The 13,295-nt window shown below is 69.0% G+C and carries 10 protein-coding genes; all 10 read left to right on the forward strand.

Going from position 1 to position 13,295, the window contains the following annotated elements:
- Positions 1–115 precede the first annotated feature (115 nt).
- The 10 genes from ACGFR9_RS01765 to ACGFR9_RS01810 all read left to right on the forward strand — a co-directional run bounded on the left by ACGFR9_RS01765 (position 116) and on the right by ACGFR9_RS01810 (position 13,188).
- Positions 116–1,363: a glutamate-cysteine ligase family protein gene (locus ACGFR9_RS01765; protein WP_393201902.1), complete on the forward strand. Its 1,248-nt coding sequence runs from the start codon at positions 116–118 to the stop codon at positions 1,361–1,363.
- A 29-nt stretch (positions 1,364–1,392) separates the two neighbouring features.
- Entirely contained in the window at positions 1,393–2,445 is a 1,053-nt protein-coding gene (locus ACGFR9_RS01770) for a hypothetical protein (RefSeq protein WP_393201904.1), read from the forward strand.
- Positions 2,442–3,578, forward strand: coding sequence for a hypothetical protein (locus ACGFR9_RS01775; RefSeq protein WP_393201906.1), 1,137 nt, complete (start codon positions 2,442–2,444; stop codon positions 3,576–3,578). Before ACGFR9_RS01770 ends, ACGFR9_RS01775 begins: the two co-directional genes overlap by 4 nt.
- Positions 3,579–3,896: 318 nt before the next feature.
- A complete protein-coding gene (locus tag ACGFR9_RS01780) occupies positions 3,897–5,693 on the forward strand; it encodes a 3-hydroxyacyl-CoA dehydrogenase family protein (RefSeq protein ID WP_393201908.1) in 1,797 nt (598 codons plus the stop codon).
- A gap of 163 nt (positions 5,694–5,856) precedes the next feature.
- Complete coding sequence (locus tag ACGFR9_RS01785; protein ID WP_393201910.1) at positions 5,857–6,669, forward strand: TetR family transcriptional regulator; 813 nt, start codon at positions 5,857–5,859, stop codon at positions 6,667–6,669.
- 389 nt (positions 6,670–7,058) lie between these two features.
- Entirely contained in the window at positions 7,059–8,396 is a 1,338-nt protein-coding gene (gene ccrA / locus ACGFR9_RS01790) for a crotonyl-CoA carboxylase/reductase (RefSeq protein WP_393202742.1), read from the forward strand.
- A gap of 10 nt (positions 8,397–8,406) precedes the next feature.
- Positions 8,407–10,434, forward strand: a complete 2,028-nt coding sequence (locus ACGFR9_RS01795) for a protein meaA (RefSeq protein WP_393201912.1) — start codon at positions 8,407–8,409, stop codon at positions 10,432–10,434.
- Positions 10,431–11,447 carry an HpcH/HpaI aldolase/citrate lyase family protein gene (locus ACGFR9_RS01800; RefSeq protein WP_393201914.1) on the forward strand — a complete coding sequence of 339 codons (1,017 nt, stop codon included), beginning with the start codon at positions 10,431–10,433 and terminating at the stop codon, positions 11,445–11,447. The genes ACGFR9_RS01795 and ACGFR9_RS01800 overlap by 4 nt, the downstream gene beginning before the upstream one ends.
- A gap of 5 nt (positions 11,448–11,452) precedes the next feature.
- Positions 11,453–11,980: a MaoC family dehydratase gene (locus tag ACGFR9_RS01805; protein WP_393201916.1), complete on the forward strand. Its 528-nt coding sequence runs from the start codon at positions 11,453–11,455 to the stop codon at positions 11,978–11,980.
- Between the two features lie 2 nt (positions 11,981–11,982).
- Entirely contained in the window at positions 11,983–13,188 is a 1,206-nt protein-coding gene (locus ACGFR9_RS01810; RefSeq protein ID WP_393201918.1) for an acyl-CoA dehydrogenase family protein, read from the forward strand.
- Positions 13,189–13,295 lie beyond the last annotated feature (107 nt).

Genomic DNA, 13,295 nt, shown 5'->3' on the forward strand with positions numbered 1-13,295 from the left:
GAAAGATTCCTGCACGGTCCCGCGAGCGCCGATCACGCGCCGCGAGCGAACAGTAATGGAACACCGCAATCCATTTACGTCAGGACGATCCAACGGGCCGGGGGGAGAAGCCGCATTGAAAGCTGCACTGAGTGAGGCCGAAGCAGCGGGACTGATCTTCAGAAACTCACTGTGCCGGGACCGGGTGGGGCGGACCGGGGTGGAGCTCGAATGGTTCGTCGTCCCGGACGCGAATCCCGCCCGCCGGGCCACCGGCGAGGAACTGGCGTCGCTCGCACGCCGCTTCGACACGCCGCTCCCCTCGTCGGGCAGCGTCTCGTGGGAACCCGGCGGTCAGCTGGAGCTGAGCAGCGCCCCGCACGAGTCGCTGCAGTCCTGTGTGGACGCCGTCGCCGCGGACCTCGCCGTCGTACGGGAGCGGGCCCGTACGGTGGGAATGAGTCTCGTCGGCGGCGGGCTGGACCCCCGTCCGCCGGGTTTCACGGTCTCCCTGCCCCGCTACCAGGCCCTGCGCCGCTACTACGCACGTTGGGGGAACGGCGGTGACACGCTCCTGTGCAACACCGCCTCCGTGCAGATCAACCTGGATGCCGGGGACGCGTCCCACGGCTGGCGCGGACGGTCCCGCAGGTGGCTGGTCGCCAATGCGCTGGGGCCCGCGCTGATGGCGATGTTCGCCAACTCGCCCGTAGGGCACGGACCGGAGCACGAGGAGGAGACCGCGTCGTCGGGGCGGCAGCTGCTGCGGCTCCGCACGGACCGCTTGCGCAGCGGTCCCCTTCCCCACCACGGTGATCCGCGGCGCACCTGGACCCGCTACGCCCTGGACACGAACGTCGTGGCCATTCACAGGCCGGTCACCGATGACACCCCTCTCGCGTGGTCACCGGCACCCGACGGGCTGTCCCTGCGACAGTGGCTGCGCGGAGCGGGGCCCCGGGGCGTTCGCCCCGAGGACGTCCACCACCATCTCAAGTCGCTGGTTCCGCCCGTACGCGCCTGCGGGCATCTGGAATTCCGCATGATCGACGCCCAGCACGCCGACGACTGGGTGGTGCCCGTGGCCGTGGTCGCGGCCCTGATGGACGACGAGACGACGTCCGACGCCGCCGCGTCGCTCATCACCGACCGAGTCCCCCAGCCCACGTGGCAGGACTGGATCGTCGCGGCGCGCGAGGGCATGGCGCACCCCGGCACGGCCGACGTCGCTGAGCGGGTCCTGCGGCTGGCGCTGGCAGGGCTGCGCCGGCTCGAGGTGTCCCCGGCCGTCATCGAAACCGTCGGGCTTTTCGCCGAACGCCATACGTTACGGGGGCTCGCTCCCGCGCACCTTCGGTGCCCGCGTCGTACGGCCGTGGCGTGACCGTCCGTCCGCGAAGGAGTGAGCAGTCTGTGTTCTCCGCTCGGAAGAAGGCACTGGGCGAGGCAGTGGCCGACATGTGCAACCACCAGCAGGGCAGCCACGGATGGTTCGCGTTCCACGAGTGCCTGGGCGAGGTGGCCGCCTCCCGGGAGGCCGCGGGACTCGACCGGCTGCTGGCCTCGCTGTGGCGGAGCCGCCCCTACATCAGCGACGCCCACACCATCACCCTGCTCGGCATAGCGGTGCGCCATCATCTGCTGGGGCACAACGGTCCCGGGGACGTGTTCGACCCGCGCCTGCCGCTCTCCCGCCGCACGTCCGCGCTCACGGACCTGCTGGAACGCCGGGGCGACGTCATCGCCCGCCACATGGAGTCGTACTCGAACTCCTACACCGGGGCCCGGCGGTTCCTGCTCCCGCAGCTCGTCATCGGGGCCTTCGCCGACCGTTTCGCCGTCCCCGGTGTCCGGCTGCTCGATCTGGGAACCAGCATCGGGCTGCTTCCCCGGCAGCTGAACAACGAGGCGGTCTTCCGCCGCTTCGCGCCGGACCTGCGCTGGCATCCGGCGGCGCCCCCGTACCGCTCCATCCCGCTGGAGTTCGTCTGCGGAGTCGATCGTCCGCCCCTGCCCACACTCGACTGGGTGCGTACCTGCCACGGCCCGTCGGACTACTACGAGCAGAGGTTCGAGGAAGTGCTGTGGTCACTGGAGCAGTCCGAGCGGGCAGGCCGCGACGTGCAGCTGCTGCCGCTCGACCTGCTGGACTCGCCGGGCCTGGCCGCGTTCCTGACGGAGCACCGCGTCAACGTGGTGACGTGCAACTTCGTGCTCTACCAGTACGGGGAGGACGTCAGACGGGAGCTGGTGCGGACAGTGACCGGCGCACTGGACGCTCCAGGACTGCTGCTGCTCATGGACCCCAGTCACGCGCTGGCCCGGCAGGGGTGCGCCGTCCACGCGTACCGGGACGGCAGCACGGAGGCGCTGCACATAGCCGATGTGTCGGACGCGCACTTCATGGGCGACGTGACCGTCCACCCGGACATGGGCGTGGTGGCCGGGCCGGAGGCGTACCGATGATCAGCCGTGTGCCGCACCTGGAGCGACTGGCGTCCTTCGTCAGCCGGCATCGGGCTGCCGTGGCCGTCTTCGGCGGCGTCACCGGCGCCGCCATCGGCATCTACAGCGACGAGGCACGCGCGGTGATCGCTTGGACCTGGAGCCATGTCATCGCCGGCGGGACGCTGGTGGTTCTGGCGGTGGCCGCCGTCTTCTCTCTGGCCTGGTGGGGCCGCGGGCTGGCGGAGCGCCACCGCGAGCAGCGGCGCGAGGTCGTGCGGCGGTTCTTCGACATCCACGCAGACGACTTCGAGGAGGATCTGCCGTCGGACAACGCGGTCATCGGCCGGCAGTTGTGGTATCTGGAGCGCAGCACCGACTCGCCCGACCTGGTCGTCCTGCTGCACGGCCTGGGTCTGGACGCGGACGACTTCCGTCCGTACATGAACGTCGCCCGCCAGCACACCGCCGCCATCACCCTGTTCGGGCACAACACCGAGGAGGCCAGGGACGGGCGCTACCGGCCGATCGGCATCGGCGTGCACGCGGATCTCATCAGCGGGGCCATCAACAACCTGCAACGGCAGTATCCGTACAAGCGGTTGACGCTCGTCGGTTTCTCCGTGGGCTGCGACATGCTCTTCCGGCTGGCCGAACTGTGGCGGGACCATCCTGAGCGGCAGCCGAAGATCCGGTCCGTCCTGCTGCTGGACCCGAACATCAACCACTCCACCATGGTCATCTCCGGGAAGGTGGCAGCGCTCAATCCCGAGCAGCCGCTCGCGGAGCTGAAGCGCATAGCGCAGATCCCGGAGGCACTCGTGGAGTTCCAGAACTTCTGCGAGTACCTGCACAAGATCAGCGGCAAGGACCTGGGGCAGGTGAAGCGTTACGCGACCGATCTGTGGGACTACTGGCAGCCGGACGGTCAGTACGACATGTTCTTCCAGCGTCTGGAGCGCATACGGGCCATCAGCGACACGACGAGAGTCTTCTTCTCCCTCCACTTCGAGCAGCGATTCAACGACGTGGTCGCACTGGCCCGGCAGAGGGGCATCCGGCAGGTCTTCGATCTGCGCAGAGTGGACCATTTCGAGTTCTGCCAGGACTCCTTCCTCAAGCACGAGGTCGGCACCCTGGTGCGGGGGCGCTGACCCGCCAGGAGGCCCACGTCACATCATCCGGGGGCTGGCGCGCTCGTTACCGGCGAGTTAAGCTCAGACGAGCGAGTTATCCACTCGTGGTTCTTCTCAGGGCGGTCTGGTGACGCGGTCGTTCTGAGTGGCAGTCGGTTCGGTACTCCGCGTACCGCGGTAGGGCTCGGCCCCGGGACAGGGCCGGTCGGACCCGCCGTCGTCGCCGGGCGTGTGTGCGGCGGCCCGGTTCACACCCGCATCCCGCACGCACCCGGTGCGCCGCTCGGCGCACCCGGGCGTGTTTCCCGTCGTCACCCACATTCCTGGAGTCCCGCGATGGCCACTCCCCTGTCCCACACCCCTCTTCGGACCGTCGCCGTGGTCGGCCTCGGCACGATGGGCACCGGTATCGCCGAGGTCCTGGCCGGCGCCGGCCGCGATGTGATCGGCATCGACGTCAGTGAGGCGCAGGCCGCCCGCTGCGTCGCCGCCCTGGAGGCCTCGACCGCCCGTGCCGTGGAGCGCGGCCGGCTGACCGTCGAGCGGCGCGCGGAGCTGCTGGCCCGCGTCACCACGTCCACCCGCCTCTCGGCGGCGGCCGACGCCGACCTGGTCGTCGAGGTGGCGCCGGAGTCGTACGAGATCAAGCAGCAGATCTTCCGTGAGCTGGACGGGATCGTGCGGCCGGAGACCGTGCTGGCGACCGGCACCAACGCGCTGTCCGTCACCCGGCTCGCCGCCGACTCGGCCCACCCCGAGCGGGTGCTGGGCATGCACTTCTTCAACCCGGCCCCGGCGATGAAGCTGGTCGAGATCGTGTCCAGTGTGCTGACCGCCCCGGCGGCCGTCACCGCCGTCACCGATCTCGCGATGGACCTCGGCAAGGAGCCCGTGGCGGTCGGCGACCGGCCCGGATTCGTCGCCGACGGGCTGCTGTTCGGCTATCTCAACCAGGCCGCCGCGATGTACGAGGCGAACTACGCCTCCCGCGAGGACATCGACGCCGCGATGAAACTGGGCTGCGGGCTGCCCATGGGCCCGCTGGCACTGCTCGACCTGATCGGCGTGGACACCGCGCGTACGGTCCTGGAGGCCATGTACGCCGAGTCCCGCGACCGGCTGCACGCCCCCGCCCCGGTGCTCAAGCAGCTCAGCGAGGCGGGTCTGACGGGCCGCAAGGCGGGGCGCGGCTTCTACACGTACGAGGCTCCGGGCAGCGGCACGGTGGTGCGGGACGCGCTGACCCCGCTGTCGGGCGGTTCGTTCACCGTCGGCCGCCCGGTGCGTGCGGTGGGGGTGGCGGGATCCGGCACGATGGCCTCCGGTATCGCGGAGGTGTTCGCGAAGGCGGGCTACGAGGTGGTCCTGGCCGCCCGCAGCGAGGAGAAGGCACTCGGTGCCAAGGCGCGGATCGGGAAGTCCCTGGCGCGCTCCGTGGACAAGGGCCGGATGACCGGCGAGGCGGCCGCCCGGACCCTGGAACGGGTCCGGGCGACGGGCAGCTACGACGATTTCGCCGACGTCGATCTCGCGGTCGAGGCGGTCGCCGAGGACCTGGACGTCAAGCGGCAGCTGTTCGCGACACTGGACAAGGTCTGCAAGCCGGGCTCGGTGCTCGCCACCACCACCTCCTCCCTCCCGGTCGTCGCCTGCGCCCGCGCCACCTCACGCCCGCAGGACGTGATCGGCATGCACTTCTTCAACCCCGCCCCGGCGATGAAGCTGGTCGAGGTCGTGCGCACCGTGCTGACCGCCGACGACGTCCACGCGACCGTGCGCGAGGTCTGTGCCACCGTCCGTAAACACGCCGTGGACTGCGGCGACCGGGCCGGGTTCATCGTGAACGCGCTGCTGTTCCCGTATCTCAACAACGCGATCAAGATGGTGCAGGAGCACTACGCCTCCCTCGACGACATCGACGCCGCGATGAAGCTGGGCGGCGGCTACCCGATGGGGCCGTTCGAACTGCTCGACGTGGTCGGCCTCGATGTCTCGCTCGCCATCGAGAAGGTGCTGCACCGGGAGTTCCGCGACCCGGGTCTCGCGCCGGCGCCGCTGCTGGAGCATCTGGTGGCCGCCGGCTGCCTCGGCCGCAAGACCGGCCGTGGCTTCCGCGAATATGCCAAGCGCTGAGACGCGTCCCGGCGACCGGTTCGGTGATGGCACGGAGTGGGGCGGGCTGCTCGATCCCGAGCGGTTCCCGCCCCCGGCTCCCGGCGCCCCTCCCCCGTCCGGCGAGGGCGGGGCAGGCCCCGGTCATGAGCGTCGAGCTGCGCACATGCAGTACGTTCAGGGCATGTCCCAGCCCGCCAAGTCAGCACGTACCCCCGCCACGGCCGAGCCTCCGGAAAGCGCCGCGGGCTCCCGCGCCGCCGCCCAGCGGCTCAAAATGCGCCGGGAACTGGCGGCCGCCGCGATGGAACTGTTCGCGACGAAGGGGTACGAGGCCACCACCGTCGACGAGATCGCGGCCGCCGCCGGGGTCGCCCGCCGCACCTTCTTCCGCCACTTCCGTTCCAAGGAGGAGGCGATCTTCCCGGACCACGACGACACCCTGGTCCGCGCCGAGGCGGTGCTCAACGCCGCCCCCGCGCACGAGCATCCGCTCGACACGGTGTGCCGTGGCATCAAGGAGGTCATGAAGATGTACGCGGCGCGGCCGGAGATCTCGGTCGCCCGCTACAAGCTGACGCGCGAGGTGCCCACCCTGCGCGAGGCGGAGATCGCGTCGGTGGCCCGCTACGAGCGTCTGTTCACCCGCTATCTGCTCGGCCACTTCGACGAGCACGCGCACGAAGACGACGCCGGCGACGACCCGCTGCTGGCGGAGGTCGCCGCGTCCGCCGTGGTCACCGCGCACAACCATGTGCTGCGGCGCTGGCTGCGGGCGGACGGCAAGGGTGATGTGGAGGCCGGGCTGGACCACGCGTTCGCCATCGTCCGCAAGACCTTCGGCACCGGCATCATGGCGGGTCGGCGTACGGTGCCCGCGCGGCCGCCCTCCGCCTCGGTCGCCTCGCACGGCGAGGTGCTGGTGACGGTCGCCCGCACCGACGCCCCGCTGGACGAGGTGATGCGGACCATCGAGCAGGCGCTCAAGGAGCGCTGAACCGCCCGCTCACCGCTGTGTCGACGGCCACCCCACGGGGTGGCCGTTTTGCCATGTCAGGGCCCCTTTTCACACCGTCTCCGAAGGCCGTTCGATCGATCATCGCTCATCTGATACGTAAAGATTTCACCTGAGCCCAGGTTCTGACACTCAGTGCCTTGCGGCCTGACACGGCGTGCCATACGTTGAAGGAGTCCGGGCGAACCGTCCCGGCGGGCCCACCGCCCGCACGTCCGGACGCCTGCGTCACAGGCACCCTCCCGCGCACACCAAGCGCTGCCGAAGCACCACCGCCGAACCGACGGCACCCCCAACCCTCAGCAGCACACCGACGTACCCCTCAGCGCCCCTCCCTCAGGGCGCTCACCGCCGGAGGCAACACCGTGACCATGAAGAACATCCTGGCCGCGATCCAGTCACCCGACTCCACGCCGGAGGACTTCGCCGCCCTGCCGCTCCCCGACTCGTACCGCGCGATCACCGTGCACAAGGACGAGACGGAGATGTTCGCGGGCCTCGAGACCCGCGACAAGGACCCCCGCAAGTCGCTCCACCTCGACGAGGTGCCGCTGCCCGAACTGGGCCCGGGTGAGGCCCTGGTGGCCGTGATGGCCTCCTCGGTCAACTACAACTCGGTGTGGACCTCGATCTTCGAGCCGCTGTCGACGTTCGGCTTCCTGGAGCGTTACGGCAGGGTCAGCGAGCTGACCAGGCGGCACGACCTGCCGTACCACGTCATCGGCTCCGACCTCGCGGGCGTGGTGCTGCGTACCGGCCCCGGCGTCAACGCCTGGCGGCCCGGCGACGAGGTCGTCGCGCACTGTCTCTCCGTCGAGCTGGAGTCGTCGGACGGGCACAACGACACGATGCTCGACCCGGAGCAGCGCATCTGGGGCTTCGAGACCAACTTCGGCGGCCTCGCCGAGGTCGCGCTGGTGAAGTCCAACCAGCTGATGCCGAAGCCGGACCATCTGTCGTGGGAGGAGGCGGCGGCGCCGGGCCTCGTCAACTCCACCGCCTACCGCCAGCTGGTCTCCCGCAACGGCGCCGGCATGAAGCAGGGCGACAACGTGCTCATCTGGGGCGCGAGCGGCGGACTCGGCTCGTACGCCACCCAGTTCGCGCTGGCCGGCGGCGCCAATCCGATCTGTGTCGTCTCCAGCGACCGGAAGGCGGAGATCTGCCGGGCGATGGGCGCCGAGGCGATCATCGACCGCAACGCCGAGGGCTACCGGTTCTGGAAGGACGAGAACTCCCAGGACCCGCGCGAGTGGAAGCGGTTCGGCAAGCGCATCCGTGAACTCACCGACGGCGAGGACGTGGACATCGTCTTCGAGCACCCGGGCCGTGAGACCTTCGGCGCCTCGGTGTACGTCACGCGCAAGGGCGGCACCATCGTCACCTGCGCCTCGACGTCCGGCTACAACCACGAGTACGACAACCGCTACCTGTGGATGTCGCTGAAGCGCATCATCGGCTCGCACTTCGCCAACTACCGCGAGGCCTGGGAGGCCAACCGGCTGGTCGCGAAGGGCAAAATCCACCCGACGCTGTCGAAGGTGTACTCCCTGGAGGACACCGGCCAGGCCGCCCACGACGTTCACCGCAACGCGCACCAGGGCAAGGTCGGTGTGCTGTGCCTGGCGCCCGAGGAGGGCCTGGGCGTGCGCGACCACGCCAAGCGCGCGCAGCACGCCGACGCCATCAACCGCTTCCGGAACATCTGAGGGCGGAAAGATGACAGAACGTCAGAAGGACCGGCCGTGGCTGATGCGGACGTACGCCGGTCACTCCACCGCCGAGGCGTCCAACGAGCTGTACCGGCGCAACCTCGCCAAGGGACAGACCGGGCTGTCGGTCGCCTTCGATCTGCCGACGCAGACCGGATACGACTCCGACCACGTGCTCGCCCGCGGCGAGGTCGGCCGGGTGGGTGTGCCGGTCGCGCACCTCGGTGACATGCGCCGGCTGTTCCAGGACATCCCCCTGGAGCAGATGAACACCTCGATGACGATCAACGCCACCGCCATGTGGCTGCTGGCGCTCTACCAGGTCGTCGCCGAGGAACAGGGCGCGGACATCACCCGGTTGCAGGGCACCACCCAGAACGACATCGTCAAGGAGTACCTGTCCCGGGGCACGCACGTCTTCCCGCCGGGCCCCTCGCTCCGCCTGACGACGGACATGATCGCGTACACGGTCTCCCACCTCCCCAGATGGAACCCGATCAACATCTGCAGCTACCACCTGCAGGAGGCGGGCGCCACGCCGGTGCAGGAGATCGCGTACGCGATGTCCACCGCGATCGCCGTGCTCGACGCCGTACGCGACAGTGGCCAGGTGCCGCGGGAGCGCATGGGCGATGTCGTCGGCCGTATCTCCTTCTTCGTGAACGCGGGCGTCCGCTTCGTCGAGGAGATGTGCAAGATGCGCGCGTTCGGACGCATCTGGGACCAGGTCACACGCGAGCGGTACGGCATCGAGAACCCCAAGCACCGCCGCTTCCGCTACGGCGTCCAGGTCAACTCCCTCGGCCTGACCGAGGCACAGCCGGAGAACAACGTCCAGCGGATCGTCCTCGAGATGCTGGCCGTCACCCTCTCCAAGGACGCCCGCGCCCGTGCCGTACAGCTGCCGGCCTGGAACGAGGCCCTCGGCCTGCCCCGCCCCTGGGACCAGCAGTGGTCGCTGCGCATCCAGCAGGTCCTGGCGTACGAGAGCGATCTGCTCGAGTACGACGACATCTTCGAGGGGTCGAAGGTGATCGAGGCGAAGGTGGAGCAGCTGGTCGCGGACTCGTTCGCGGAGATGGGGCGGATCGAGGAGATGGGCGGCGCGATGGCGGCCGTCGAGTCCGGCTACCTCAAGTCCCAGCTGGTCTCCTCGCACGCCGAACGCCGCGCGCGGATCGAGTCGGGCGCGGAGAAGATCATCGGTGTGAACGCCTTCGAGGGGACCGAGCCCAATCCGCTGACCGCCGATCTGGACACCGCGATCCAGACGGTCGACCCCGCGGTGGAGGCCAGGGTCGTCGCCGCGCTGCGGAACTGGCGCGACAGCCGCTATCAGCCGCCCTTCAACCACCCGCGTCCCTGCAAGGCGCTGGAGAAGCTGAAGGAGGCCGCGCGCGGCACCGCCAACCTGATGGAGGCGACCCTGGAGTGCGCCAGGGCCGGCGCGACGACCGGCGAGTGGGCCGGGGCACTGCGCGAGGTGTTCGGCGAGTTCCGGGCGCCGACGGGCGTGTCCTCGGCACCGGTCGCGATCGCCGCCGAGGAGGGCTCGGCCCTGTCCGAGGTGCGCCGCGGGGTGGAGCTCACGGCGAAGGACCTGGGCGTGGGCAAGCTGCGCTTCCTGGTCGGCAAGCCGGGCCTGGACGGGCACTCCAACGGCGCCGAGCAGATCGCCGTACGGGCCCGGGACGCCGGGTTCGAGGTGGTCTACCAGGGCATCCGGCTCACCCCGGAGCAGATCGTGGACGCCGCCCTCGCGGAGGACGTCCACGCGGTGGGCCTGTCCATCCTGTCCGGCTCGCACGCCCAACTGGTGCCGGACGTACTCGAACGGCTGCGTGTGGCAGGCGCCACAGACATACCGGTGATCGCCGGTGGCATCATCCCGAACGGTGACGCCGAACAACTGCGGGCCGCGGGAGTCGCCGCGGTCTTCACCCCGAAGGACTTCGACATCACCGGGATCATCGGCCGCATCGTCGACGAGATCCGCACCGCGAACAGGCTCGACCCCCTGGAGGTCCCCGCATGACGGCCCATCCGTCGCCCGCCACCGCCCTTCCAACGGGCGGCTCCGCCGCACCCCCTTCCTTCAACCGCCTTCGCCCCCGGCGCTCCTGCCTGGCGGTACCGGGCTCGAACCCGCGCTTCCTGGAGAAGGCCCAGGGGCTCCCGGCGGACCAGGTCTTCCTCGACCTGGAGGACGCCTGCGCGCCGCTCGCCAAGCCCGAGGCGCGGCACACCATCGTGAAGTTCCTCAACGAGGGCGACTGGACCGGCAAGACCCGTGTGGTGCGCGTCAACGACTGGACCACGGAGTGGACGTACCGGGACGTCGTGACGGTCGTCGAGGGCGCCGGCCAGAACCTCGACTGCATCATGCTGCCGAAGGTGCAGACGGCCGAGCAGATCGTCGCCCTGGACCTGCTGCTGACGCAGATCGAGAAGACGATGGGCTTCGAGGTCGGCCGGATCGGCATCGAGGCGCAGATCGAGAACGCGCAGGGCCTGAACAACGTCAACGAGATCGCGACCGCGTCCCAGCGTGTCGAGACCATCATCTTCGGCCCGGCCGACTTCATGGCCTCCATCAACATGAAGTCCCTCGTCGTGGGCGAGCAGCCGCCCGGCTACCCGGCGGACGCCTACCACTACATCCTGATGAAGATCCTGATGGCCGCCCGGGCCAACGACCTCCAGGCGATCGACGGCCCCTACCTGCAGATCCGCAACGTGGACGGTTACCGCGAGGTCGCCGGGCGCGCCGCCGCCCTCGGCTTCGACGGCAAGTGGGTGCTGCACCCCGGCCAGGTGGAGGCGTCCAACGAGATCTTCTCGCCCTCCCAGGAGGACTACGACCACGCCGAACTGATCCTGGACGCGTACGACTACTACACGTCCGAGGCCGGCGGCAGGAAGGGCTCGGCCATGCTCGGCGACGAGATGATCGACGAGGCCAGCCGCAAGATGGCCCTGGTCATCTCGGGCAAGGGACGCGCGGCCGGCCTGCGGCGCACGTCGAAGTTCGAGATCCCGGAGGGCTGAGGGCGATGCAGTTCGGACGCACCTACGAGGAGTTCGAGGTCGGGGCCGTGTACAGGCACTGGCCGGGGAAGACGGTCACCGAGTACGACGACCATCTGTTCTGTCTCCTCACCATGAACCACCACCCGCTCCACATGGACGCCAACTACGCCGAGAAGACGACGGACTTCGGCAGGAACGTGGTGGTCGGGAACTACGTCTACTCCCTGCTGCTCGGCATGTCGGTGCCCGACGTCTCCGGCAAGGCGATCGCCAACCTGGAGATCGAGTCGCTGAAGCACGTGGCACCGACCTTCCACGGCGACACGGTGTACGGCCAGACGACCGTGCTCGACAAGTGGCCGTCCAAGTCGAAGAACGACCGCGGGATCGTGTACGTCGAGACCAGGGGCTACAAGCAGGACGGCACGCTGGTCTGCGTGTTCCGCCGCAAGGTGATGGTGCCGACCGAGACGTACATCAAGGAGCGCGGCGGCGAGCAGCCCGGCCGCCCGGAGCCGCTGGACATCTCACAGCGTGAGCAGGAGAAGTAGCCATGGCGCGACTCGCCCGGACGGCCGGTCTGACCGACGTCCAGCAGGAGATCCTGTCCACCGTCCGCGACTTCGTGGACAAGGAGATCATCCCGGTCGCCACCGGGCTGGAGCACCGCGACGAGTACCCGCAGCAGATCGTCGACGGCCTCAAGGAACTGGGCCTCTTCGGCCTGATGATTCCGGAGGAGTACGGCGGCCTGGGCGAGTCCCTCCTCACCTACGCGCTGTGCGTCGAGGAGATCGCCCGCGGCTGGATGTCGGTGTCCGGCATCATCAACACCCACTTCATCGTGGCGTACATGCTCAAGCAGCACGGCACGCAGGAACAGAAGGACCACTTCCTTCCCAGGATGGCGGCCGGTGACATCCGGGGCGCGTTCTCGATGTCGGAGCCGGGCCTGGGCTCCGATGTGTCGGCGATCACCTCGAAGGCGGTGAAGGACGGTGACTCGTACGTCCTGAACGGCCAGAAGATGTGGCTGACCAACGGCGGCACGTCGTCCCTCGTGGCCGTTCTGGTCCGAAGTGACGAGGGTCACCCCGAGGGCACGGCGCCGCACAGGTCGATGACGACCTTCCTGGTGGAGAAGGAGCCCGGCTTCGGTGAGGTGCGCCCGGGTCTCACCATCCCCGGCAAGATCGACAAGATGGGCTACAAGGGCGTCGACACGACCGAGCTCATCATGGATGGCCTGCGGGTTTCCGCCGACCGGGTGCTCGGCGGGGCCACCGGCCGAGGTTTTTACCAAATGATGGACGGGGTCGAGGTGGGCCGTGTCAACGTGGCGGCGCGTGGCTGCGGCGTCGCTCAGCGTGCCTTCGAGCTCGGCGTGCGGTACGCCCAGCAGCGGCACACTTTCGGCAAGCCGATCGCCCAGCACCAGGCCATCCAGTTCAAGCTGGCGGAGATGGCTACCAAGGTGGAGGCCGCGCATGCGATGATGGTGAACGCGGCACGCAAAAAGGACTCCGGTGAACGAAACGACCTTGAAGCGGGGATGGCGAAGTACCTCGCCTCCGAATACTGCAAGGAGGTCGTGGAGGACTCCTTCCGGATCCACGGCGGCTACGGCTTCTCCAAGGAGTACGAGATCGAGCGCCTCTACCGCGAGGCACCGATGCTGCTGATCGGCGAAGGCACCGCCGAGATCCAGAAAATGATCATTGGCCGCCGACTGCTCGAAGAGTATCGATTCCAGGGTTAGATGTCCGGATACGGGGTGTTTTCTTGGAGAAGAGGATCACACCCCGTACGCACTCTTCGGCCGTCGACTCGACTGACTGGCTTACCCAGTTGCGGCCGGGAGCCGCT

Source organism: Streptomyces sp. NPDC048584 (assembly GCF_043199595.1).
Lineage (GTDB): Bacteria > Actinomycetota > Actinomycetes > Streptomycetales > Streptomycetaceae > Streptomyces > Streptomyces edwardsiae.